The sequence below is a fragment of the Parabacteroides sp. AF17-28 genome (assembly GCF_003479205.1).
GTDB lineage: Bacteria > Bacteroidota > Bacteroidia > Bacteroidales > Tannerellaceae > Parabacteroides > Parabacteroides acidifaciens.
Genome location: NZ_QUGV01000016.1, coordinates 21,670 through 45,528, shown reverse-complemented (window position 1 = coordinate 45,528; position 23,859 = coordinate 21,670). Strand labels below are relative to the sequence as shown.

The window sequence follows — 23,859 nt, the reverse complement described above, 5'->3', positions numbered from 1 at the left end:
CATTAATAGTTTCCTATATCGGATATATTCAGAGTGAAATATCTGTAAAAAATAAAACATCCGTATCTATAACCATGAAGGAAGATGCGGAATTGTTGGATGAAGTAGTCGTAATCGGTTATGGTTCGGCGCGTAAAGGAGATTTGACCGGTCCGATATCCAGTGTCAAAGGAGCTTCTTTAACAGAACGTTCTACTCAAATGTTATCTACGGCTATGCAGGGGCAGATTTCGGGTGTGGAGGTAACGCGTTCTTCCGGAGGTCCTGGTAGTTCGGCAACGATACGTGTTCGTGGTGTGACGACACTTTCCAATAATGATCCTCTTGTTATAATTGACGGTGTGCCAGGTTCGTTGAATGATGTCGTAGCTTCGGATGTAGAAACCATGAGTGTTTTGAAAGATGCTGCTTCGGCTTCTATTTACGGGTCTCGTGCTGCGGCTGGTGTCATCTTGATTACGACTAAGAGGGCCAAGGAAAATAAATTCAATTTAGACTACAATTATGAATATTCCATAGACAAACCGACTGCACGGCCGACCAATGGAAATGTGATCGATTGGATGAATGTTCAGAATGAGATTAAGTGGAACGATGGTGCGTCTAATCCTTATTCGCAATATTCGCAGGAAACCATTAATTCTTGGATGGCTAACAATGCAACTGATCCTTATCATTATCCGAATACGGATTGGGTCGATTTACTGTTGAAGAATACGACTTCTCATCAACAGCATAACTTTAACGTTTCAGGCGGTACGGATAAGTTGCAGTCCAAGTTTTCGTTCAATTATCAGACGGCAGACGGGTATTATGCGAATAAATCGTATGAACGGTATGCTGGCCGTGTTAATAATGATTATAAAATCAATTCTTGGATTCGGGCCAATATTGATGTCGATTTTTCTACTTCGAAGAGTTTATCCCCTGCAACTATCAATCCTGTTTATTGGGCTTATTTGACCTCTCCCTACTACAATCCTTATTGGGTAGACGGAAACTATGCAGATGTGAAATCTGGGGCCAATCCATTGGCGATGCTCAATGAGGGGGGGACCGACAGAAAGAATTATTATAAATTTGGAGGAAAGGCACAACTGGATTTGACTCCGGTCAAGGGATTGACGCTTACGGCTGTTTTTGCTCCTCGATATTCGTTTGAAACAGGGAAAAAATTTGCAAAAGCAGTGAATGTATATTATGAGGATGGAAGCTCCATTGCTGCACAAAGCAATAAAACTACATCTCTTAATGAAACACGAAATATGACACAAAGCCGTACCTATCAGTTCTATGCTAATTATCAGAACAAATGGAATGAGCATTCCTTGAATGCAATGGTCGGATATGAAGGTTATAAATATAAATGGGAAAATCTGGGTGCATCAAGAAATAATTATGAATTGGATACTTATCCCTATTTGAATCTTGGACCGGAAGATTACCAGTATAATTCAGGTAATGCAGGTCACAATGCTTATCAATCCGTTTTCGGGCGAGCTATGTATTCATACAAGAGCCGTTATATGTTACAGGCGAATGTCCGTGCAGATGCCTCTTCTCGTTTTGCATCTGCTTATCGTTGGGGTGTTTTCCCTTCTGTATCGGCGGGTTGGGTAGCTTCAAATGAATCTTGGTTTCCTAAAAATAAATGGATAGATTATTTGAAAGTACGCGCTTCTATTGGTTCATTGGGTAATGAGCGTATTAGCGATGCGGAATTTCCGTATCAGGCAGCTATCAATTTCGGAAACAGTTATATGTATGACAAGGGTTCCCAATCGGTGACCGCTGTACAGAATGCTGCACAATATAATTATGCATTTAGCGATATTACGTGGGAAACAACGACGACTTATGATATTGGTGTCGATATTACTTTGTTAAATAATCGTCTGAGTTTGACAGGTGACTATTATTATAAGAAAACATCCGATATGCTTTTGACTTTGGGATTCCCTTCTTATGCAGGATTCTCTGCTCCGAAGCAAAATGCAGGTGATATGTATACTCACGGTTGGGAACTTGAAGCAAGTTGGCGTGACCAGATTGGTGAGATTTCTTATGGCGTATCCTTTAATCTGTCCGATTATCGTTCGAAAATGGGATATTTAGGAGACAGAAGGACTATAGATGGTAATAAGATTTATGAAGAAGATTCTTATTATTATGAGTGGTTTATGTATAAGACCGATGGTCTGTTTATCACTGATGCTGATTTGTATGATTCGGAAGGAAACAAGTATCCGACACTCACTGCTAACGATAAGGCTGGTCATATTAAATATGTCGATGTGAATGGGGATGGTGTTATCAATTCGGATGATAAAGTTCGTTTAGGAAATTCCTTGCCGGAGTTTCAGTTTGGTGGTAATCTTTTCTTAGGTTGGAAGGATTGGGACTTCTCACTTTCTTTCCAAGGCGTGGGACATCAGAATGTTCTTTTTAATTCTGCTTGGATTCAACCGTTGAAAGAACAATGGGGTGCGGTACCTTCTCTTGTATTGGGTAATTATTGGAGTCAGCATAATTCGGATGATCAAAACCGGAATGCCAAATATCCTCGTCTTACATATACCAATACTACCAATACTTATACCGGATCTGATTATTGGTTGTTCAACGGAGCTTATTTCCGTGTTAAGAATATTACATTGGGATATTCGTTGCCGCAGAAACTTGTGGATAAGTGTTTCATCAGAGGGCTTCGGATATATGCAACAATAAATGATCTTCCTGCTATCAGTCATTATCCTAAGGGATGGGATCCGGAAATAGGCGCAAGTTCCGACTTTATATCCACGTCTTTTACATTTGGCGCAAATGTTAAATTTTAAATTTATAGTGATATGAAACAGATAAAATTTTCTATATGTACTGCTTCTCTGTTCATGCTTATGTCGTGTGTCGATCTTAATTTGAATCCTCTTTCTGAAGGGTCGAGTGAGAACTGGTATTCTTCTCAAGCAGAAATAGAGATGTCCTTGAATGATTTCTATCGTACGGATTTTTTCCCGATTGACGATATGAAATGGGGAGATGATGTAACTGCCCGAAATGAAACATCGGAGGTGAATAATGGTACGTTGACTTCTGAAAACGGAACGATTGCCAAACGCTGGGAAAACTATTATAAAGGCATTGCCCGTGCTTTACGCATAATCAATAATATGGATCGGGCACGTGCTATGGGCGTTTCGGAAAAGGATATAGCCCAATATGAAGGTGAAGCTTATTTCTATTTGGGACATGCTTACGGTATGTTGGCTTTTCATTGGGGGGATGCGATCCTGGATAAGGTGGGTATGAGTTTGGATGAGGCTTATACCGCTTCCCGCTCTCCGAAAGCCGATGTATTAGCTTACAGCTATGAATGCTTGGACAAGGCTGCGGAACGTTTACCGAACAGTTATCCCGGCATCCAGCGTGCTACGAAAGGGGCTGCTTATGCATTTAAGGCGAGGATTGCTATTTATAATGAAGATTATGCTACCGCTGCTACTGCTGCCAAGAATTGTATGGATTTGAATGTGTATAAACTGCATGACAACTATCAGGATTTATTTACAGCCTCTTGGTCTGACGAATGGATTTTCTTCTTCCGTGGAGATGTGACGTTGAAGAAGTATTATTGGGCTGCATCTGATGTCTTGAATTGTATTTCTCGTCTTTCAGGCGGATGGGGCGGTCAGAAGGCTCCGTCTTATGAATTGGTTTGTGCTTATCCTTGCATTGACGGTAAACCGATCGATGAATCTCCACTTTACAACCCGAAAGATTTTTTTGAGAATAGGGATCCGCGTATGGCGATGACGATTGTTCCGTTTGCAACAGCGTACAACAAGAGTGTATTGGACGGAACGTATGATCCGAACGATTATAAGTGGTTGGGGTATGAATATTCTCCATCTCCTGTTAAAACAACCGTTCAGAGAATTTCCGATGGTGCACAAGTGGGAAATAACGATTCAAAAGCAAGAGCGGAACATGCTTCGTACACAGGCTTGCTATTTAAAAAATATGTTGATGAATCATTCCTGGAAAATGGTAAAGCAGGTGCACCGACTACTTATCCGATGCTGCGTTACGGTGATGTCTTGCTGATGTATGCTGAAGCGATGAATGAGATGAACCAGTGTAGCCAAGAGGTGCTGGATGCAACGATTAATAAATTGCGGGAAAGAGCTTATAATGGAACAGGTCTTGAGTATCCGCGAGTAACGGAAGGTTCACAGCAGCAGTTACGTACGGTTATCCGTACCGAACGTTTCATTGAAATGGCTTGGGAAGGCCACCGTTATAGCGATTTGATTCGTTGGAAGATTGCTGGTAAAGTATTGAATCGTCCAATTTATTTCTTGAATCGTGCGTGGTCCGGCAATACCTCTTGGGATGGGGATGAAAGTTCGGTGTCTGCTGAATACAAGCAGTTGATTCAGAACTGGAAAGATGGTAACTATCCGATAGGTGGTATTCCTCAGATTGATGAAGACGGTATTGCTGATTTAAGCGAAATGGCGAAAAAAGGTTATATTACTGTGGCAACAGAACGTAAATTCGATGAAAGTCGTGACTATTTATGGCCGATACCTGCTGCAGACAGACTTATCAATGATAATCTGTCACAAAATCCGAAATGGTAATTGAGATTGGGGCTCCTCTGTTTATATCGTCATATAGAGTATGAGGAGCCCTTATTATAACTATATTTGGCAAAATATTGAAAAGAAATGAAACTGAACAATATAATTGGATTAATGTCAGTCTGTTCTCTAATGGGATGTACAGCACAGAGAGACGTAAAGAATGTGCCGGACTCTATTTCCGGCATTTATCCCCGTTTAGCCTATTACAATAACGAAGGCGAATGCGGTACCGGTGCTGTTGTGCCCTGGGCTGACCGATTGTGGGTGATTACTTATGGTCCTCACCTGCCCAATGGCTCGTCTGATAAATTATATGAAGTAACGCCCGACTACCAGCAAATTGTCCGTGATGAAAGTATCGGAGGAACTCCTGCCAACCGCATGATCCATAAGGAAAGCAATCAACTGTTCATCGGCCCGTATGCCATTGATCAGACAGGTAAAGTACGGGTTATTCCCTATACAGTCATGCCAGGCCGCCATACCGGCAATGCCCGTCATCTGACAGATCCTGCGAATAAGATCTATTATGGAACGATGGAGGAGGGCTTTTATGAGGTAGACGTAAACACGCTGGAAGTAAAAGAATTGTATCAAGACGGAAATAATAAGCAGCAGAAAAAGAACGATACGGATGCAGGGCCTATAAACGACTTGCTGCCGGGTGTTCATGGCAAAGGCTTATATTCCGGACAAGGCTTTATGTTTTACACGAATAATGGAGAAGGAACGCAAGAAGCTTTACGAAAATTTGATGTGGAAGCAGGTGTTCTGGCAGAATGGGATGGCAAGGACTGGAAAACCGTACGCCGGAATCAATTCGTGGAAGTGACCGGTCCGGGTGGAATTTATGGAAATGCAAATCCGGAAACAGACCCGGTTTGGGCTACGGGCTGGGACTATAAATCGATTCTCCTGGGAGTGCGCGACGCTAAAAAAGGATGGTCTTTCTACCGCTTGCCAAAGGCCAGTCATAGCTACGACGGGGCACATGGTTGGAATACGGAATGGCCGCGTATCCGGAATGTGGGGACCGATATGGCTCCGGACTATCTGATGACGATGCATGGGATGTTCTGGCATTTTCCCGGAACGTTTACAGCGGATAACTCTGCCGGAATTCGTCCCCGTTCTGCTTATTTGAAGGTGATTGGTGATTTTACCCGTTGGAACGATCAGTTGGTTTTCGGTTGTGATGACTCGGCTCAAAAAGAATTTCTGAACAAACGGAAGGCAAAAGGCAATATAGAGGGTCCTGGACAGTCAAATTCGAATCTGTGGTTTACATCTTTGGCTAAACCGGATGAGTTAGGACCTGCTACGGCTGAAGGTGCTGTTTGGGCCCGGGAAAGCGTAAAGGCGAATGAAACATCCGAACCGTTTTTGTTCAGCGGTTGGGCGAATCGTTGCGGATGGGTGAAGAACGAAGGGAAACAACCTGTTACTTTTACGTTCGAAGTGGATGAATCCGGAAATAACCGGTGGAAGACTTTGAAATCGGTAACAGTCAGTCCGGGTAAAGCGGCATCTGTCCCCTTTGGTGCGATGGAAAAAGGTGAATGGATTCGTGTAAAGGCGGATAAGAATACAATGGCGACGGCTACATTCTCTTATACATCTTCAGATAATCGCGCTATGTCTCCCGCTCCGATTTATAACGGCCTGACTTCTGTGGACAAGGATAAAACAACCGGTGGCCTGCTGTACGGATTGGGCGATGATCGCCGCGTGTTAGGGCTATTGGCCAATACGACGGTTGACGGTAAAGTTTCGGAAACCGGTTATTATGAAATGGGAGATAAGTTGGAATTGATTCGGAAGGATGATGCCAAGACAGCCGATTTCATTCGCAGTAAATTTGCGATACCCCAACAAGTTCTTTCAATAGAAGAAGGTTCCGTCCTGGTAGTCGATGATTTGGGCCGCCGCTGGCGTTTGCCTTTAGGAAATGAACAGTATAAGAATCTGACGGAACAAGGAGTCCTTCGTATTTGCCGTGAAGTGGCGACGGAGCGCGACTTATTCTCTTGTATGGGGACATTCTATGAACTTCCCGCCGAAAATGCGGATGGTTATGCCAAGATCCGTCCGGTATCATCTCATAATTTCCGCATAAATGATTATGCTTCCTATCGGGGGATGCTTCTTTTGACAGGCGTGACTCCTGAAGAAGGCAAGGACAATCCGCATATAGTCATCTCGGATGATGGAAAAGCCGCTGTTTGGGTGGGTGTCATCGATGATTTGTGGTCTTTGGGTAAACCGGTAGGACAGGGTGGTCCTTGGAAAGATACAAATGTGCAAGCCGGTGTTGCATCCGATCCTTACTTGATCGCGTTCTACGATAAAAAGGAACTGTCGCTTTCACACCAGTCCGATAAAAATGTAGTTATAACGGTTGAGGTCGATCCTACCGGAAATGGCGATTGGATGGATTATGCTTCCTATACTGTTAAACCGGGAGAAAAATTTGTTCAACAACTACCTGAATCGTTCCAGGCAAGATGGGTTCGTTTTGTATCGGATACGGATACGAAGGCTACCGCTTGGTTGGAGTATAAATAATAAGATCATGAAAACTCGTGTAATTTTTACTTTATTGTTACTGATCAGCTTAGGTCATATCCGGGCTGCAGACCTGTTTGTTGAAGCCGAGAGTTTCAGCAATAAAGGAGGCTGGGTGGTTGACCAGCAGTTTATGGATCTGATGGGATCGCCTTATTTGTTGGCGCATGGAATGGGTGTGCCAGTGGATGATGCCTATACGGAAGTGGCTTTTCCTGAAAAAGGCGAATATTATGTCTATGTCCGTACTTATAACTGGACCTCTCCCTGGAAAAAAGGAGAAGGTCCCGGGAAATTCAGTTTGTCGGTCGGAGGAAAGAAGATGACCTCTCCGTTAGGAGCAGAAGGTAGTGCCTGGATATGGCAGATTGCAGGAAAGGTCTCGGTAAAGAACCTGAAAACAGTAATAAAACTGCATGACCTGACCGGTTTTGACGGCCGTTGCGATGCAATCTACTTTACGACGGAAGAGGGAAAAGTGCCGCCGTCAGATATAAAGGGCTTGGATGCTTTCCGCCGGACAGCATTAGGACTTCCGGATGAGGCACCTGTTGCCGGACAGTATGACCTGGTTGTGGTGGGCGGCGGTATTGCCGGCATCAGTGCCGCAGTCTCGGCAGCCCGGCTCGGATGTAAAGTGGCCCTGATCAATGATCGTCCTGTATTAGGCGGTAACAACAGTTCTGAAATCCGTGTTCATTTGGGAGGACGGATAGAGGCCGGCCCTTATAAGGAATTGGGAAATCTGCAGAAAGAGTTTGGTCCTACGCGTGGAGGAAATGCGCAACCGGGTGATTATTATGAGGATGATAAAAAGTCGGAATTGGTTGCCAATGAAAAGAACATAACATTATTCTCCAATTATCGCGCCATCGGTGTGCAGATGGATGGGCAGAAGATCCGTTCCGTGATAGCTAAACATATTGAAACCGGAAAGGAACAGAGCTTTGAAGCTCCTCTATTTTCAGATTGCACCGGTGATGGTACGATCGGTTATCTGGCTGGTGCCGATTATCGGATGGGACGTGAGGCCCGTGATGAGTTTGGCGAGAGCACAGCGCCGGAAAAGGCTGATAAAATGACAATGGGTGCATCTGTCCAATGGTATTCTGTAGATGATAAGAAACCGTCGCCATTCCCTACGTTCAGCTATGGCGTCGAGTTTAACGATAAAAACAGTGAGAAAGTGATGATGGGTGAGTGGACTTGGGAAACCGGCATGAACTATGACCAGATCAAGGACTTCGAGCGCATCCGGGATTATGGTTTATTGGTGGTCTATTCGAACTGGAGTTATTTAAAGAACGGCATGAAGGAAAACTCTCAATATCGTAACCGAAAATTGGGATGGGTGGCTTATGTATCGGGCAAACGTGAATCCCGCCGCTTGATGGGGGATTATATCTTGAAGGAGGATGATATCCGTAAACATGTGGTGCATGAAGATGGAACTGCCGCCTCAACATGGACAATCGACCTTCATTATCCGGACCCTGCAAACACGGCTAATTTCCCGGATAAGGAGTTTAAGTCAATCGCTAAGCATATCGAGATTTATCCTTACCCAATACCATATCGCTGTCTTTATTCCCGCAATGTCGACAATTTGTTTATGGCGGGCCGCAATATAAGTGTTACGCATGTCGCTTTGGGAACTGTCCGTGTGATGCGTACCACGGGCATGATGGGTGAAGTGGTTGGAATGGCAGCTTCACTGTGCAAGAAATATCATGTCACTCCCCGGGGTGTTTACCGTTCTTATCTGAATGACCTGAAAGGACTGATGAAAGAGGGAGTGGGTAAGAAAGGCTTACCTAACAACCAGCAGTATAACGAGGGGGGAACGTTAAAAAATAAGCCTGTTGTTAAATAAGCGGGAAAAAATCCATCGCCATACATTTTTAAATCCATGGCGATGGATTTTTAATTCATGCCCATGAAAATCTTTTAAACCTGAGAATCATGAAATACAGACAGCTTTATCTCTTTCTGTTATTCTTTTCTTTATTCTCTTATTCGGTTACGCTTGCCGGACAGGAAAAGAAGCAGGAACGGTTTACCATAATGGGATTAGGGGATTCCATTACGGAAGGATCAGATTACTTCACTTGCTATTTGTTTCCGCTTTGGGAGAAATTGTTTACAGCCGGGTATCAGTTTGATTTTATCGGTCCTCGTGAGAGTAAATGCCGGATCGGGACGCTTAGTCATTGTGGTTTCAGCGGCAAGAATGTGGAGTTTTTAGAGTCGAAGATCGACAGTATCTACCGGCTTTATCCGGCAGATATCGTCTTGCTTCATGCTGGGCATAACCATTTTGCGGAAGAGAAACCTGTTTCTGGAATGATTGCTTCTTACAAGTCTATTATCAACAAAATACAGGCGATCAACCCGAATGTTCGTATTTTGATTGCCCAAGTAATCCCCAGTGGTAAATTGCCCAAGTATTCTTATATTCCGGAGTTGAATGAGAAGATAGCGGAAATGGTTTCCGAATTGCATTCGGACCATATCTGTTTAGTAAACCAGGCTGAAGGATTTGATTGGAAGAAATATACGATTTACGATAAAGTTCATCCGAATAAAGAGGGGGCAGAGAAGATGGCTACTGTCTGGTTTAATGCTCTAAAGAAAGTGTTGGCTCCGTCTGAAATCACTTTTTCACCTGAAATAACCCGGTATAAAACCTTAGAAAACGGTGATTCTTTAGCACTCCATATCTTTAAACCTCAAGATATAAAAGGCGGAGAGAAACGACCGGCTATCGTCTATTTCTTTGGGGGTGGCTGGAAATTAGGCACTCCAATCCAGTTTTATCGCGAATGTGCTTATTATGCGTCAGAGGGAATGGTTGCCATATCGGTCGATTACCGGATAGAATATCTGCATCATTCTACTCCGTTTGAGAGTTTCGAGGATGCCAAAGATGCGATATGCTGGTTGCGTAGCCATGCTTCGGATTATCAGCTTGATCCGGATAAGATTGCCGTAGCGGGCGGTTCAGCCGGAGGTCATTTGGCTGCCGCACTCGGAACGATCGGGAGCGATGGGGCTGTTCCGGCAGGTTACAGGCCGAACCTTTCCGTGTTATATTATCCGGTTATAGATATGGTTTCGCGAGGCTATGGTTTTCCGGAAATCGAAAGGGATTTTGAAAAAATTTCACCGATCCATCATGTATCGAAAGCAACTCCTTCCACTCTGATATTGCTTGGCACGAAGGATCCTATCGTATCGGTCAAAGCCGTCGAATCCTACCGGGATAAGCTTTTGCAAAATGGAGTAGATTGTGAACTTCATCTCTTTGAAGGTGCCGGACATCCGATCTTCTTATATAGAAAACTGCTTACGGATGATTATTATAAAATCCGGAAATTGACGGATAACTTTTTGAGAAGATATGGATTTCTATAGGTCTCATGATTCTTTTTTATATTAAGATTTTAATCATAAAAGGAGTAATCAATATTTTTTGATCTTTTGTTGGTAATGTCCTATATTTGTAACCGATTCTTTGATTATTAACTGATTATTTTAAATTTAGACCATGAAGTACATTATTCAGTTTTTTGCGGCTATATGCCTGTTTATGTTTTCAGCACAATCTGTGAGTGCGCAGAAAGATTATTTTAAGGACTTGCCTGCGGAGTGTTCTCCTCAAAAAGTCGGAACGATTTTAAGCCAGCGTTTTATTCCTTCCAAACATATGTTGCATGGAGGCAAATGGATTCATTATGCCGAGGTTTGCACCTGGTACGGAGCGTTAAGATATGCAGAGGCGGCTGGAGATAAAAAGCTGGTGAAGCAACTTCAGGATCGTTTTGATCTGCTTTTTACGACAGAAAAATCATATCAGCCTATTATGAACCATGTGGATTTGAATATGTTCGGATGTCTGCCTCTTGAATTTTATAAAGTGACGAACGATAAAAAGTATCTGGAACTCGGTATGCCGTATGCCGATACGCAGTGGACTTTGCCGGCCGGTGCTACACCGGAAGAAAAAGCTTGGGCCGACAAAGGTTTATCCTGGCAAACCCGCCTCTGGATCGATGATATGTTTATGATTACGATCGTTCAGGCACAAGCCTACCATGCAACCGGTAAACGTGAATATATAGATCGTGCGGCAAAAGAAATGGTTGTTTATCTGTATGGGGGATAAAACCAAATGTGTATAACAATAATGATAAATATATAACAGACAGCAAGTTATAAATAGGCAGTCCAGAACGAAAAGTTAATTCAAGCGAATCTGATTTTAATTTAAAGGCGGTAAAAAGACGAAAAAGGATATTGAATTTTAATATAGCATTCGTTTCCAATCTGAATCTTGAGTAAAGATACGGTATAAATATCGTTTATCAAAAGAAATTCCATATAAGCCCTTTGAGGCTATTGGTGCATCCCTAAATACCATTATAGTGTTTAGGGTTTTTTGTTTGTTTACGTGAAGGTTATGCGGCCTTATTGGGCATTCTGGTATTTACAAAGATTCTGCCCGAAATGAAGTTTAAAATATGATTCTGATATATTGGCCATGCCGAAACATCAATGAGCTTAGCCATTAATGGGATTGACTGTTGTATGATCGTGTTTCGAATGAAAATATATAGAAAAGTGCCTGTTTTACGATTTGGGGTTACAAATGGGGTTACAAATGGGGTTACAAAATATAGGGATCAAAACTGTGATAGAAGGATATATATTTTCTTTTATATATGGTGTTATGTTGGAAATATGCGTTTTACATGATAGTTAATACTTTATATTGTATGATACAAAAGCACTTTGTTAATGATTAAATATTTGAATATCAATATTCTTAGTTATATTTGAGGTTGAATAAGCATTAAATAGGTGTGTGATATGGAAAAAGGGACAATGGCTAAAGAAGAGTGTGTGCAGGAACCATGGTTGATGCCAGATGATATGTGGAATATCATGGATGAAAAAACAACAGAATTTGTTTTTTCGCAAGGTGAAAAATACTTATCAGAGTTATGTAGCGTGTCCATATCTCTGACCAATAGATGTTATACGCTATTAGGTATTATTTTAGCAGTTTGCCCATTCCTAATAACGACTGCCATTTCTATAAATGATTTCTTATTTTCAAGTATTGCTTATATGTTTGCCTCTGTTTGCGTAGGGCTGTGTATTATGCTGATCGGTATTATGAAACCGCGAGGTGGGTATAGTATTGGCCGTGATCCTAAAAGTTTGATAAGAATGACGGATTTGAAACATTACAAAGACACCAAATGTACTTCATTTAAAAAGTATGAGTTAGAAAATCTACAACACAAGATAGAAGAAACTGAAAAAGCTAATGAACAAAGAGCCAAAGAGTTTAAAATGATTCTTTGGATTTTGCTTATTAGCTTTTGCTGTTTGCTTGTGTTTGCAATGCTTTTTACTTCTTTGTTTGCGAAGTTCTCTCTTTAATCGCGTGTTCCATACGAGGAAGCTCCCCCTTGTTTACTACATGCTCCGTCTGAAAATTAGGAGTAGTTCGCTTTGGCGCGGGAGATGTTGTTTTCTTTTCTGACATAATTTTGTATCTATTTATTGGCTTTAGCCGGTTAATATTCTATTTAACTCCTACAAATCCAGACTGCTCCGCAAACTGGACACCTTCCGATCCCGCAACACCGCTTTTGCGGGTCCTGGCTGATCCAGCGGAGGGCTGAGCCGTATCCGAACGGATATTTTGCAACCCCAATACTTGTTCCTCTAATTGACGGATCGTTTGCTTCAATTCGCCAATCAGCTCGGCTTGGGCTTCTACTTTAGCTTCTTTCTCTTTATACATATTATAGTACACGACTGCTTCAACAGATTTATCTGCTGGCTGAGGCGTTACGACATCAGATTTCTCATTGATTAGCATCTCACCACGACCGGTTAGAAGCCATACAATGTTAATATCAGGGAAGGCGTAGTATATTTTCTCACATTTATCACTTCCAAGATTCTCTCCTTTGTCCAATGCTCCATTAGAAAGGCCTGTTTTTTGATAAAACTTATACTTGCTAATCCCTTTTTTTTCAATGAATTGATTTAATCTCTGTACTACGCCCATAATTTTAATAGTAAATTTACTTGTATTTTACTTGCATATTAGAATATTTACTACTAATATTGCACCGTGTTACAATGAAACACGCGCTAAAGTTAGGCAATTAATTAAATAGATTGAAGATATGACAAAAAAAACAAGACGGAAAATTGAGTTGGGTGCCAAAAAGAAGGCAGAAATCGCTAAAACATTTGGCGTGAGTATCCAGAATGTGAGTCAGGCATTGCTTTACAAGCGGAATAGCCTGAAAGCTGAAAAGATCAGGGAAGCGGCACTCATTAACGGTGGAACACTGGTACAGATCATCGATGTGACTGATGAGCTTAAAAAAGCAGTCAAGGTTCTGGATGCGAAAGGGGATGTGATCCGTACACTCAAAGAGTAATCAACATTTAAACAGTATTCAATATGGAAACAAGACGAAAAAACAATGCCATCGAAATGACGAGAGCATTACCTGTAGACTCTTTTTTTGCACAGTTCAATCAGAGGATTAATCCTGCTCAAATACACTTCTGTCATAACGAATCTCGTAATTGGGTAACTCAAACTCAATTAGTCGAGCAATCGCCTCGTAAAGGTAAAGCAGTGCTCCACCACGAATCTTGCCGACAGAAATTAGCACAACCCCTCTCGCAGACCAACCTTCTGGTTTTCCATCTCGTTCGCACGGTGGATAATAAGTTATTGTGCTTGGAGAACGGTCGAATGCTCCCTTTAACGAATCAAGGTGAGATAGACTCGGATCAACTTGCTCTCGAAATAGCTTCTCGGAAATGGTGATGTCTTTTGCTATAACATCGACTGTAAGAACGAACATTGGCAACATGATATTTGAATTTTATGTTTGACCGCCTAAAGATAGGCAAATTAACCGAAACCCTTGACTATCCCGCCAAGAAAGTTAACGACTTGCAGATGCCGGAGCGAGACCGGAGGCGGGGCTTTGAGAATGAATAATTAATAATTAAGAATTAAAAATATGGTACGAGACTGTAAAGATTGGCGGGAGTGCAAGAAGCGGGCACGGGAGGCTGTGAAATATAGCGCACAGCAGGCGATATGGACGATTATGGGAGTGTACGGGGCTGATTATTCGGCACGGATGGACAAAGGTACACTGGTTGACATGGTGTATGAATTGATGATGGAAAACGGGTTAGAAGTGCGAAAGCTGGATGCTGACCTGGCTGTTGAATCATGGTATCAGGAGGGTTTGGTATGAAGGTGATCAGAATATTGGCGTTTGTCGTAGTTTTCTTGATGTGGTTGCTGATGGCGTTTTTCACGCTGGCTGCCTATCAGACGATCGAGTGGTGTATGGATAGTGGGACAGATATTCCCTGGCAGGTATGGGCTATGCTGGCCACGGTCGCCGCTTGGTGTATCCTGATCCTGAACATACCGACACGTTCACAAAAGGACTTCAATCGTTTTATCAATTGGTTGTCGGACGAAGGATAAACAATCGAAGGTGTTTTTAGGTAAAGATTGGTTTAGGTTTAGATCGGTACGCGGCCCGCGGTACGAGGGTGGGACCCGGATAGTTCAGGCAGGTAGAACAGTCGAAACTGGTAATTCAGGCGATATGGTCAGCGGTTCGAATCCGCTTCCGGGAGCAAAAAAATGAAATATGACTTCTTATGGAATACTATGGTAACATATTATGTGTGGAGGCGCAAGAGCTTGTACAAACAGGTATACTTTCAGAAAGCTATTATAAACAATTGCGAGCGCGTAAACAGATACATGTTGTAAACCGTGCCTGTCGTAATACGCCAGCCCTAATCGCTATTGAAAGCCTTCCGTCCCGTTTCTATAACCGGGTGATAGAAGTGCTGGGAGATCCCAAGAAAGTGGCACCACGCAAAACGTTTGAAGATCGGATCGTGCCTGACCCGTCGGCAATGGCATTTTTTTCCGGTTACCGCACAGTGACAGGCAAACAGCTACCGGATGAAAAGATTACGGAATATTGTATGAATGCTTCTGTTTTGAACGCCCTATCTGAGGTCCTGGCCGACAAAAAAGCTGCCAGGGGCGTAACAGGTGGCAAAACAACAGGCTTCTGGAACGCTTCCGCAGAAACGCTTGGACGCTTGAAAGCAAAATTAGGCCACACTCTTCCGGAGAACCCGATCCGACTCAAAGATAAATACAGGAATTATGTGAAGGACGGCTATTCTGTCTTAATCAGCGGAAAGTTCGGCAACAATAACAGCAGGAAAGTAAACGAACTGATCGAACGGATGATCCTTTCTCTCTATATCATGCCTAATAAGCCGTATGCAACCAGCACACACGAAATGTACCTGCAATTCCTTGCCGGTATGATTACGGTGGCGGATATCCACACGGGTGAAATTTTTGACCGTAATGATTTCTATGACGATAAGGGTTGCCCGATCGTTATTTCGGAGTCCACTGTCTGGAATATTTTGAACGATCCGAAGAATCGAACAATCGTGGATAAAGTTCGTATGGGCACATTGGATTATATGGCCATACACCGTCCGCATCATATCCGGAAAAGCCCAGAATTCAGCTTTAGTAAAATATCTATGGACGACCGCGACCTGCCACGTAAAATGCACGATGGAACGCGTGTCAAAGCGTATTATGCTTATGATGTAGCTTCGGGTTGTGTGATCGGGCGGTCCTATAGTCGGAAAAAGACAACTGAATTGTTTGTAGATTGTGTCCGCGACATGTTCCGGTTTATCAACTCTTATCATATCGGTATGCCGATGGAGGTAGAAGTAGAACATCATCTCGTCAGCCAATTTTCTGATGATATGATGCGTGCCGGTATCCTTTTCCCGTTCGTTCGTTGGTGTAACCCCGGTAACTCCCAAGAGAAGCGTGCTGAACATTTTAACCGAGAGAAGAAATATGGGTACGAAAAGAAATACCAGGAAGGCATAGGTCGTTTCTATGCACGCCTGGAAGCCAACCGGCCCAAAACGGAGAAGATATTTGATGAAGATAACAATAATTATAAAGAAGCAACTTATTCATTCGAGGAGCTGGTTGCCGATGATCTGGATATCATCGAAAAGTACAACAATGACCTACACCGTAACCAGAAGAAATATCCGGGAAAAACCCGTCTTCAGGTACTGTTAGAACATAAGAACCCCCACATGGCACAGATTGACCCGGTAATGCTGACTCGCTATATTGGCGAATGCACACGCACAAGTGTCAAACGCAACATGTATGTCCGCGTGCAATATCAGGACTATCGGCTTTCTTCTCCTTATGTGTTAGAGAATCTGATGCCGAACAGCTACGAAGTAGACGCCTACTATATGCCTTCCGACGATATCCGGGAAGTCTACATCTTCCAGAACGGCATGTATATCGACTCCTGTCCATTGGTGTCTCCTTATAACGAAGCAACTGCCGAACAGACTGAACAGGATTATCAATCCTACACGGAACAGGCTAAGTATGTTTCTAAATTCGACAAAATGGTTAAGGACGGGAAAAACAACCTTTCTAAAGTGACCATTATCCCGAATGAACAGATTATTCCAGAGGTGGTTTCTTCACCTTCCCCCATTGAATCAAACACCCAAGAGGAAGAACTGGAATTTGACGTCGAAAGCTATCTGGCTTCTGCCCGTCAACTTGCAAAATCAAGTCTTTAAACGATAATTAAACAGTATTGAAATATGATCACAACAGAGATTAAAAACAAAATTGCAACTGCCATCCGCGAGCGCAGTACCATGTATCCAAGCGCTGCTAAATATGCGATGAAGTTAGGTATCAACAAAAGCGTGTTGAGCCGTGTCATGAACGGAGAGACTGAACGTGTGCTCGACAATGCCCGCTGGGTGTCGATCGCCCGTATCCTGGATGTTGCTATCGGAGGACAAACGACCTGGATGCGTGCTGAAACTCCTGTTTATGTATATGTTACCGAACAATTGAAAGCCTGTCAGCAGAACTCCATCTCCGGTTTGCTTTGCGACCGAGCTGATATCGGGAAAAGTTTTGCAGCCAAATGTTACGTGAGGGAACATCCGAATTCAGTCTACATCGATTGCAGTCAGGTTAAATGCAAAACGAAGCTGATCCGGGCCATTGCCAAAGAATTCGGGGTTGACTGCCGTGGACGTTATACCGATGTATATGCAGACTTGGTATTTTACCTGAAGGGTATCTCTAATCCGTTGATCGTATTAGATGAAGCGGGCGATTTGGAATATAGTGCCTTTCTCGAACTTAAAGGGCTTTGGAATGCTACAGAATATACCTGTGGCTGGTATATGATGGGGGCCAATGCACTCAAACATAAGATTGATACTATGATTGAACGTAAGAAAGTGGGATATGAAGAGATATTTTCGCGTTACGGTCAACGTTACCAACGTATTACTCCAGAAGGTGCACAGGATTATAAGGAATTTGCGATGGCTCAAGTTGCTTTGATCGCCAATGTTAATGGCTCCAAACTGCCTCCTGCCAAAATGTATGCAGCAACAAGCGGATCATTGCGCCGCGTACATACGGAAATCACTAAACAGAATGCGGAGGGTTGAGATGGCAAGAGCAGCAAGCGTAGAACAGGTATTGAAGACAAAGTTCAAGATGCTTCCCTTTGATGGGGAATGGCTGGCGGCTTTGGGATGTCCGGAGCTGACCGGATCATGGATCGTGTGGGGGAATTCCGGTAACGGGAAAACACGTTTCGCGCTGCAACTCTGTAAGTATCTCTGCAATTTCGGACGTGTAGCTTACAATAGCCTGGAAGAAGGGGTCAGTGCTTCTTTGATGAAAGCCCTTCAAGAAACAAATATGATGGAAGCCCGACGCAAATTTATCGTTTTGGATAAAGAACCTATCGGTGAACTCGTCAAACGGCTTAAGCAACAGAAAAGTCCGAACATTATCTGCATCGATTCTCTCCAATATACAGGAATGAATTACGAAGAGTACAAGCAGCTGAAAGAGCAGTTCCCTAACAAACTCTTTATCTATATAAGCCATGCTGACGGTAAAAATCCGGAAGGGCGTGTTGCTAAAAAGGTAAGATTTGACAGCAATATCAAAATTTTCGTTCAGGGATATCGAGCAGAACCGGTTAGCCGATATGGTGGTGGAGAGCCATACATTATATGGAAAGATGGATATGAAAAATTCAGTTTGGAAAACATTTAATCATCAATGATATGACAACAAAAAAACGCACCTATAGAAGCCGTAACACCGGATTGTTTTACGGCTATTTGAAACGTCTCTCCGGATACGATCCTGCAGAAGTCGAAACAATCAAAGGCGGCGTGATCGAAAGTTACTTGATTGGTAAATACGGGACAGCCCATGGACGACGTGTCAGCCTTTCGGAACTCACCGATATGGAATATGATGAACTGCTCGCCGATCTGAAAAGACAGGTCAATGTGTCCACCGATACAGACCATCTTAAAGCAGAACTTAACGAGAAAGCGATTCGTAAAGAGTGGTATCACCGGATTTTCAAGCAACTTTCCCGAATAGGCGTTAGTACAATAAACGGATATGATGATGCAAACCGGCACATTCGTTGCCTCCCGATCAGCCGGGGACGAATACTTCCGGCTATTCCCTTGAACGAACTCCCAGACCTCTTTAAGGCAGTCTGTTCATATTGTGACAATATTCGGAAAAAGCAACAAAAAGAACAGGCTACGGCCTTTAAAAATTAAAATGGTCAGAATCAAGCAAGATAAAAAACTCCTCACAGCTGCTCAGAAAAAAGAAATATTACAGTTGGAGAAAGAGCTGGATATACTGTATGATCAATTGGCTTTTGATCCTGGTAATGAGAAGTTGAACAGAGAAGTAAGGACTTTAGAATTAAAAATAGTACGAATTACCGGAGAGAAAACAATAGACTATTGATATGGCAGTAATCCCTATCGCCCAGCGCCTCTCAGACATAGAGGTACGGGCAAACCGCTTAAAACGGCGGATTGAGGTGCTAACGTCAGACAGCGACTTCCTGACAGAGACAATGATCTCGCGTCCCTGGCAGGATATGACGGCACAACGCAGGCTCCTGAATGAATGGAGCGAAGAGATTGACAAATTAGAACATGATCTGAACATACTCCGGGATGAATGGAGCAGATTGAACAATATCAACAAACGTAATAAATCATTTAAAAATCAAACAGTATGAACATCGAAGACTTATCAAAAGAGCAAAAAGCCGAACTGCGCCGGCAGCTTGAAGCAGAAGAGAAAGCCGAAAAGGCACGTGTACAGAAGGAACGCGAGAACTACAAGTCGCTTGTGGATGGTTGGGTCGAAGAAACGGTCAAAAAACTGCAGAATGTGTCATCTATCATGATGGATGCCAAGGCTGATATATTCGCATCGAGCGCAACTATCATCCAGATGAAGAACGAACTGTTCAACGTCAAAAGCGACCGAAAGAGTGACACGCTCTCCACGTCCGATGGCAGCAAGACGATCCGTATCGGCAACCGCGTAAATGAAGGCTGGGACGACACCGTAAACGTTGGGGTGGAAAAGGTAAAAGCCTACCTCCACACGCTCGCCAAAGACGAAGAGAGCGCCGCTTTGGTCGACACGATCATGAACCTGCTGGCTAAGGACCGCAAAGGCAACCTGAAGGCGCAAAAGGTGCTGGAACTGGAACGTTTGGCGGAAAAGTCTGGAGATGTCGAATTTCTGGACGGCATCCGCATCATCAAAGACGCCTATCGCCCAGTACCGACCTGCCAATTTATCGAAGTTGTCCTGCGTGATGAGAACGGGAAGGAACGTGCCCTGCCTCTTTCGATGAGCGCAATCGACTGATGTCACGGATTAAAGTAAAATCCACAACTCTCACCCCCGGTCGCTGGATATACGTCTGTCCCTGTGGCTTCAGGTATACAGTGTGCCGGGTAGATAAAAAGGAAGATAAGTGGATGATTTATTGTTTTCACTGTAAAATGTCAAATGGCAAATATTATCGCGTTATGGACGAACGAATGGAGTTTGATGAGAACTACAACAACAAATTGAATTGTAACTGCTTTACCACGATCCGCCTGCATGCACCGACAAAGAACGCTGTTGGGGCGATCAAGCAAATATACCTGAAAGGGATATGGAAGGGTAATGCAAAAATAATGGGAGTCGCATCGATCCGGTTGGATCAAATAAATCCAACGGTGGCAAAGCTGGATGCGGACATGTCGCCGGATGAACTGCGTCGCTTGCTCAAAGATTGCTACAAGAACCGCCCCGGAATCAACTGGGATACTCAACTGATGGACTACATAGTCCTGGAATACATCAAAGAATCTAAAGAACCTACATTATTTAAATAACAAATCATTATGATGCACAACTGGTTTACATGTAAAGTCTCCTTCGAAAAAGTGCTGGAGAATGGAATGCAAAAGAAAGTAACAGAACCCTACCTGGTTGACGCTTTATCATATACCGAAGCGGAAGCCCGGATAACAGAAGAGATAAAACCGTTCATTTCCGGTGAATTTACTATTGCAGATATAAAGCGGGCGCATTTTTCAGAAACATTCTTTAATGATAACGGCGATCGTTTTTATAAGGTCCGTATCTATTTCATTACGTTGGATGAGAAGAGCGGTGCCGAAAAACGTACACCCGCTAAAATGCTGGTACAGGCTTCTGGCTTGAAAGAAGCTCTTGACAATTTCGAAGAAGGTATGAAAGATACCTTGGCCGACTATACGGTTATCGGAATTGAAGAAACAGCACTCATGGATGTCTTCCCGTACACTGCCCCCGAAGAAGAAAAGAAAGATGACAGCAACTGAGTTTGACACAATCGAATGGCGATCTGGAATGCGGATCGCCATCGGCAACCTACAGACCGATGTTGTATCGGTAGACCTTCGTGCCCGTGAAATAGCCATCGAAGACAAGAACGGGTTATTATGGATTAACAGTGAGTATGTAAGATTAAAACGAAGCAAACAATGAGCGAACTGAAATATATATTGGATATCGAGCCGGATCGGTATGGCACAAGGACGGAAACAAAACATATCAGCAATGTCCCATGCCCCCGTTGCAACGGCCAGGGCGGCTTTCTGAGCGAAACTGGCCGCAACGAACACGTCTTCATCCCTTGCGACCTTTGCGATGGGACAAAGAAAGTAAAAGCTACCATCACGGTAGAATGGGAAGCTGATTATGAATCATAACTAAAAAGAACTGAATCAAATGGGAAAAGTACACGCCTCTCTATTTTCCGGTTTTGGAGCCGCCGATCTTGCTGCTACATGGATGGGCTGGGATAATGCTTTCTGGTGTGAGATAGACGACTTCCCCCGGACAGTATTAAGCTACTGGTTCCCGAAATCAAAAGGATATGGAAACATTAAAGAAACAGACTTCACGCCCTGGCGGGGAAAGATCGATATACTCACCGGGGGATTCCCCTGCCAGCCGTTCAGCGTCGCCGGACAGCGAAAAGGACAGGAAGATGACCGCTATCTCTGGCCGGAAATGCTTCGCGCAATACGAGAGATACGACCCACTTGGATTGTTGGTGAAAACGTTGGTGGAATCCTTAGTATGGTACAACCCGGCAGTGAAATTACAGTGGAAAGTCAAGCCTCTTTATTTGAAGAGGCTGACAAGGAAACGATACTCGAACAAGAATACGTTGTCGAAACCGTCTGCCGAGATATTGAGCAAGAAGGATATTCCGTCCAGCCGGTTGTTATTCCGGCTTGTTCCGTCGAAGCGCCACACCGGAGAGATCGGGTATTCTTTATTGCCTACCGTTCAGACTCAGGGACTGAAAGTATGCAACGCGAAGGGAAAAACAGAGTTTATCGACCTGAGTTTATTACCAACCCCAACGGCCATGATGCCGGGCGATCAGGATATGGAACGACTGGATGCGAGACGAGAGAAAGTGAAACAAGAAAAAGGCAACGGGAACGGTTTTGGTGTCACACTGAACGAACTTGCAAAGAAAGGATTGCTCCCGACTCCAAATGCAAGGGAAGCGGACAAGTACAGCAAGAAATACAATCCCAACAGTCAGATGGGGACAGCATTGACTGCATTAGCAATGAACGGTATGCTCCCTACACCAAAAGCAAACAGTTGGAAAACGCCTTGCAAACATGGGGAAGGTTCACCAGACTTACAGACTTATATAGCAAACGTAACTGGCGAAACTTCCCGACTCAATCCCCTGTTTGTCGAGGAAATGATGGGCTTCCCTTTGATGTGGTGTGTCTTACCATTTCTATCACAGCCTGGTGTACAGGATCAATCAAAGGATACGGAAACGCGATAGTTCCGCAGGTGATGTATGAGATTTTCGAAGCAATTGAAGAGAGTGAGAAATAATTCATATCACGAAAATAGTGAACCATTTGAATAGAACAGCGAAGCCGCCTGGGGGCATCCGGACGGCTTCTGTAAACTCTCACACGGTATTTGAACGCCGTATAAGTAGTATTTAACCTGTGTTCTACAAAGGTAGGACTTAATCTTAAAACAATTACAACTATGAGTGCACAAATTTTTAACCTTGCAACAAACCGATATCCGTCCTACACAAATCGGTTGTCTGTTAACCAGAATTCTAAAGGTATTCTTTTCTGCGATTTTGCGACAGAATACCTCTCTAAATGTCACAAAACGGAAAAGGCAAAGAAGGCCTATCGGGATGCGCTTCGGCATTTCATCAAGTTTTGTAAACTGAACAATCTCTCTCCTTTTACTTATCAACTCGGAATGGAAATGATGGACAATTTTGTTTACTACTTACAAGCTACAGCTAAGCTGATGAGTTCAACAGTTTGTAATCATTTGGTAAGGATCAAGACATTGATAAAAATGGCTTCCTATAGTGGGTATGATATTGATTTTACTTACTCGGATATCAGCGTAAAAGAGGATGAACATGATGTTGTTACCCTGGATCGTGATGAGATCACACGCCTATATGTATTTGATAAGCTGACAAAATCAGAAATCGTTGTACGTGATTTATTTGTTGTAGCCTGTATGACGGCCCTGCGCTTCTCTGATTTTTCCCGACTGACCGAAAAAAACTTTATTGACAACGTTATTCAGATCAAGACACAAAAAACCGGAACGCTTGTTATTATTCCACAGTCGAAGTTTGTACGTGAGATTCTTCGCAAATACAATTATAACCTGCCGAAATGCCCCTGCATTCAACAATTTAATAAGGTTGTTAAAAACGTTTGTCGCAAGGCTGGTATTAATCAGCCTGTTCCTTACGAACGGACAATAGGATTGGAACGCGTTTCTTTAATGGTTGAGAAATGGACACGCATAGGTTCTCATTCCGGACGTCGAAGTGCTGCGACAAACATGTTTTTGGCTGGGATTCCTGCTTTGCGTATTATGAAAATTACAGGTCATAAAACGGAAGCGGCATTTATGCACTATATCGGCTTGACAAAAGAAGAAAATGCAGCGGTTCTGGCTGGGAATATGTTTTTCCATTGATTTATATAACCCGAAGGTTTAAATCTTCGGGTTTATTTTTGATAAAAAGCCGCTTAAATAAAGAAAAGTAACAAA

The 23,859-nt window shown here is 43.2% G+C and carries 24 protein-coding genes, 1 tRNA gene and 1 pseudogene; 24 read left to right on the top strand and 2 right to left on the bottom strand.

The window, feature by feature from the left end:
* Positions 1-5: 5 nt before the first annotated feature.
* The 7 genes and pseudogenes from DWW90_RS12640 (at position 6) to DWW90_RS12610 (ending at position 12,659) form a co-directional block, all read left to right on the top strand.
* Positions 6-2,837 (top strand): SusC/RagA family TonB-linked outer membrane protein, encoded by a 2,832-nt coding sequence (locus DWW90_RS12640; protein WP_368665687.1) that lies wholly within the window; start codon positions 6-8, stop codon positions 2,835-2,837.
* Between the two features lie 12 nt (positions 2,838-2,849).
* Entirely contained in the window at positions 2,850-4,643 is a 1,794-nt protein-coding gene (locus tag DWW90_RS12635; protein WP_122345235.1) for a RagB/SusD family nutrient uptake outer membrane protein, read from the top strand.
* 87 nt (positions 4,644-4,730) lie between these two features.
* A complete protein-coding gene (locus tag DWW90_RS12630) occupies positions 4,731-7,211 on the top strand; it encodes a hypothetical protein (RefSeq protein ID WP_122345234.1) in 2,481 nt (826 codons plus the stop codon).
* Positions 7,212-7,218: 7 nt separating this feature from the next.
* Entirely contained in the window at positions 7,219-9,084 is a 1,866-nt protein-coding gene (locus DWW90_RS12625; protein ID WP_122345233.1) for an FAD-dependent oxidoreductase, read from the top strand.
* 89 nt (positions 9,085-9,173) lie between these two features.
* Positions 9,174-10,625, top strand: coding sequence for an alpha/beta hydrolase fold domain-containing protein (locus tag DWW90_RS12620; protein ID WP_122345232.1), 1,452 nt, complete (start codon positions 9,174-9,176; stop codon positions 10,623-10,625).
* Between the two features lie 133 nt (positions 10,626-10,758).
* A pseudogene (locus DWW90_RS12615) lies at positions 10,759-11,364 on the top strand (glycoside hydrolase family 88 protein); the annotation flags it as partial.
* A gap of 716 nt (positions 11,365-12,080) precedes the next feature.
* Entirely contained in the window at positions 12,081-12,659 is a 579-nt protein-coding gene (locus DWW90_RS12610; RefSeq protein WP_122345231.1) for a hypothetical protein, read from the top strand.
* 145 nt (positions 12,660-12,804) lie between these two features.
* On the opposite strand, the gene DWW90_RS20825 is transcribed toward DWW90_RS12610, so the two are convergent.
* On the bottom strand, positions 12,805-13,296 hold the full coding sequence (locus DWW90_RS20825) for a hypothetical protein (protein WP_233547742.1): 492 nt from the start codon (positions 13,294-13,296) through the stop codon (positions 12,805-12,807).
* Positions 13,297-13,417: 121 nt separating this feature from the next.
* Between DWW90_RS20825 and DWW90_RS12600 the strand changes: the two genes are divergently transcribed.
* Entirely contained in the window at positions 13,418-13,678 is a 261-nt protein-coding gene (locus DWW90_RS12600) for a hypothetical protein (protein WP_122345230.1), read from the top strand.
* A gap of 108 nt (positions 13,679-13,786) precedes the next feature.
* Here DWW90_RS12600 and DWW90_RS12595 read toward each other — a convergent pair whose 3' ends face one another.
* Positions 13,787-14,122: a hypothetical protein gene (locus DWW90_RS12595; RefSeq protein WP_147382434.1), complete on the bottom strand. Its 336-nt coding sequence runs from the start codon at positions 14,120-14,122 to the stop codon at positions 13,787-13,789.
* 153 nt (positions 14,123-14,275) lie between these two features.
* On the opposite strand from DWW90_RS12595, the gene DWW90_RS12590 reads away from it, so the two are divergent.
* The 16 genes from DWW90_RS12590 to DWW90_RS12520 all read left to right on the top strand — a co-directional run bounded on the left by DWW90_RS12590 (position 14,276) and on the right by DWW90_RS12520 (position 23,784).
* On the top strand, positions 14,276-14,518 hold the full coding sequence (locus tag DWW90_RS12590) for a hypothetical protein (protein WP_122345228.1): 243 nt from the start codon (positions 14,276-14,278) through the stop codon (positions 14,516-14,518).
* The gene (locus tag DWW90_RS12585; RefSeq protein WP_122345227.1) at positions 14,515-14,757 is read left to right on the top strand and encodes a hypothetical protein; all 243 of its coding nucleotides are present in this window, start codon (positions 14,515-14,517) and stop codon (positions 14,755-14,757) included. Before DWW90_RS12590 ends, DWW90_RS12585 begins: the two co-directional genes overlap by 4 nt.
* Positions 14,758-14,830: 73 nt before the next feature.
* Positions 14,831-14,912, top strand: a tRNA-OTHER gene (locus tag DWW90_RS12580).
* Between the two features lie 24 nt (positions 14,913-14,936).
* On the top strand, positions 14,937-16,946 hold the full coding sequence (locus tag DWW90_RS12575; RefSeq protein ID WP_122345226.1) for a hypothetical protein: 2,010 nt from the start codon (positions 14,937-14,939) through the stop codon (positions 16,944-16,946).
* A gap of 24 nt (positions 16,947-16,970) precedes the next feature.
* Entirely contained in the window at positions 16,971-17,843 is an 873-nt protein-coding gene (locus DWW90_RS12570) for an ATP-binding protein (protein WP_122345225.1), read from the top strand.
* A 1-nt stretch (position 17,844) separates the two neighbouring features.
* Positions 17,845-18,462: an AAA family ATPase gene (locus DWW90_RS12565; RefSeq protein ID WP_233547740.1), complete on the top strand. Its 618-nt coding sequence runs from the start codon at positions 17,845-17,847 to the stop codon at positions 18,460-18,462.
* Positions 18,463-18,473: 11 nt separating this feature from the next.
* Positions 18,474-18,989 carry a hypothetical protein gene (locus DWW90_RS12560; RefSeq protein WP_122345223.1) on the top strand — a complete coding sequence of 172 codons (516 nt, stop codon included), beginning with the start codon at positions 18,474-18,476 and terminating at the stop codon, positions 18,987-18,989.
* Between the two features lies 1 nt (position 18,990).
* Complete coding sequence (locus DWW90_RS12555) at positions 18,991-19,185, top strand: hypothetical protein (protein WP_122345222.1); 195 nt, start codon at positions 18,991-18,993, stop codon at positions 19,183-19,185.
* Position 19,186: 1 nt separating this feature from the next.
* Entirely contained in the window at positions 19,187-19,465 is a 279-nt protein-coding gene (locus DWW90_RS12550) for a hypothetical protein (protein WP_122345221.1), read from the top strand.
* Positions 19,462-20,109 carry a DUF3164 family protein gene (locus tag DWW90_RS12545; RefSeq protein WP_122345220.1) on the top strand — a complete coding sequence of 216 codons (648 nt, stop codon included), beginning with the start codon at positions 19,462-19,464 and terminating at the stop codon, positions 20,107-20,109. Before DWW90_RS12550 ends, DWW90_RS12545 begins: the two co-directional genes overlap by 4 nt.
* 164 nt (positions 20,110-20,273) lie before the next feature.
* The gene (locus DWW90_RS12540; RefSeq protein WP_147382433.1) at positions 20,274-20,627 is read left to right on the top strand and encodes a hypothetical protein; all 354 of its coding nucleotides are present in this window, start codon (positions 20,274-20,276) and stop codon (positions 20,625-20,627) included.
* A 12-nt stretch (positions 20,628-20,639) separates the two neighbouring features.
* Positions 20,640-21,098, top strand: a complete 459-nt coding sequence (locus tag DWW90_RS12535) for a DUF4494 domain-containing protein (RefSeq protein ID WP_122345268.1) — start codon at positions 20,640-20,642, stop codon at positions 21,096-21,098.
* Positions 21,085-21,264, top strand: a complete 180-nt coding sequence (locus DWW90_RS20415) for a hypothetical protein (protein WP_147382432.1) — start codon at positions 21,085-21,087, stop codon at positions 21,262-21,264. Before DWW90_RS12535 ends, DWW90_RS20415 begins: the two co-directional genes overlap by 14 nt.
* Positions 21,261-21,488 (top strand): hypothetical protein, encoded by a 228-nt coding sequence (locus DWW90_RS12530; protein WP_122345218.1) that lies wholly within the window; start codon positions 21,261-21,263, stop codon positions 21,486-21,488. Before DWW90_RS20415 ends, DWW90_RS12530 begins: the two co-directional genes overlap by 4 nt.
* A gap of 19 nt (positions 21,489-21,507) precedes the next feature.
* Positions 21,508-22,650 (top strand): DNA cytosine methyltransferase, encoded by a 1,143-nt coding sequence (locus DWW90_RS12525; protein WP_122345217.1) that lies wholly within the window; start codon positions 21,508-21,510, stop codon positions 22,648-22,650.
* Between the two features lie 162 nt (positions 22,651-22,812).
* Positions 22,813-23,784 (top strand): site-specific integrase, encoded by a 972-nt coding sequence (locus DWW90_RS12520; RefSeq protein WP_122345216.1) that lies wholly within the window; start codon positions 22,813-22,815, stop codon positions 23,782-23,784.
* The last annotated feature ends 75 nt before the right edge of the window (positions 23,785-23,859 follow it).

Bases quoted from the DNA above. Each gene is read 5' to 3' on its own strand.
- DWW90_RS12635 (WP_122345235.1), top strand. From the start codon at position 2,850: ATGAAACAGATAAAATTTTCTATATGTACTGCTTCTCTGTTCATGCTT.
- DWW90_RS12630 (WP_122345234.1), top strand. From the start codon at position 4,731: ATGAAACTGAACAATATAATTGGATTAATGTCAGTCTGTTCTCTAATG.
- DWW90_RS12625 (WP_122345233.1), top strand. From the start codon at position 7,219: ATGAAAACTCGTGTAATTTTTACTTTATTGTTACTGATCAGCTTAGGT.
- DWW90_RS12620 (WP_122345232.1), top strand. From the start codon at position 9,174: ATGAAATACAGACAGCTTTATCTCTTTCTGTTATTCTTTTCTTTATTC.
- DWW90_RS12610 (WP_122345231.1), top strand. From the start codon at position 12,081: ATGGAAAAAGGGACAATGGCTAAAGAAGAGTGTGTGCAGGAACCATGG.
- DWW90_RS20825 (WP_233547742.1), bottom strand. From the start codon at position 13,296: ATGGGCGTAGTACAGAGATTAAATCAATTCATTGAAAAAAAAGGGATT.
- DWW90_RS12600 (WP_122345230.1), top strand. From the start codon at position 13,418: ATGACAAAAAAAACAAGACGGAAAATTGAGTTGGGTGCCAAAAAGAAG.
- DWW90_RS12595 (WP_147382434.1), bottom strand. From the start codon at position 14,122: ATGTTGCCAATGTTCGTTCTTACAGTCGATGTTATAGCAAAAGACATC.
- DWW90_RS12590 (WP_122345228.1), top strand. From the start codon at position 14,276: ATGGTACGAGACTGTAAAGATTGGCGGGAGTGCAAGAAGCGGGCACGG.
- DWW90_RS12585 (WP_122345227.1), top strand. From the start codon at position 14,515: ATGAAGGTGATCAGAATATTGGCGTTTGTCGTAGTTTTCTTGATGTGG.
- DWW90_RS12575 (WP_122345226.1), top strand. From the start codon at position 14,937: ATGGAATACTATGGTAACATATTATGTGTGGAGGCGCAAGAGCTTGTA.
- DWW90_RS12570 (WP_122345225.1), top strand. From the start codon at position 16,971: ATGATCACAACAGAGATTAAAAACAAAATTGCAACTGCCATCCGCGAG.
- DWW90_RS12565 (WP_233547740.1), top strand. From the start codon at position 17,845: ATGGCAAGAGCAGCAAGCGTAGAACAGGTATTGAAGACAAAGTTCAAG.
- DWW90_RS12560 (WP_122345223.1), top strand. From the start codon at position 18,474: ATGACAACAAAAAAACGCACCTATAGAAGCCGTAACACCGGATTGTTT.
- DWW90_RS12555 (WP_122345222.1), top strand. From the start codon at position 18,991: ATGGTCAGAATCAAGCAAGATAAAAAACTCCTCACAGCTGCTCAGAAA.
- DWW90_RS12550 (WP_122345221.1), top strand. From the start codon at position 19,187: ATGGCAGTAATCCCTATCGCCCAGCGCCTCTCAGACATAGAGGTACGG.
- DWW90_RS12545 (WP_122345220.1), top strand. From the start codon at position 19,462: ATGAACATCGAAGACTTATCAAAAGAGCAAAAAGCCGAACTGCGCCGG.
- DWW90_RS12540 (WP_147382433.1), top strand. From the start codon at position 20,274: ATGGACGAACGAATGGAGTTTGATGAGAACTACAACAACAAATTGAAT.
- DWW90_RS12535 (WP_122345268.1), top strand. From the start codon at position 20,640: ATGCACAACTGGTTTACATGTAAAGTCTCCTTCGAAAAAGTGCTGGAG.
- DWW90_RS20415 (WP_147382432.1), top strand. From the start codon at position 21,085: ATGACAGCAACTGAGTTTGACACAATCGAATGGCGATCTGGAATGCGG.
- DWW90_RS12530 (WP_122345218.1), top strand. From the start codon at position 21,261: ATGAGCGAACTGAAATATATATTGGATATCGAGCCGGATCGGTATGGC.
- DWW90_RS12525 (WP_122345217.1), top strand. From the start codon at position 21,508: ATGGGAAAAGTACACGCCTCTCTATTTTCCGGTTTTGGAGCCGCCGAT.
- DWW90_RS12520 (WP_122345216.1), top strand. From the start codon at position 22,813: ATGAGTGCACAAATTTTTAACCTTGCAACAAACCGATATCCGTCCTAC.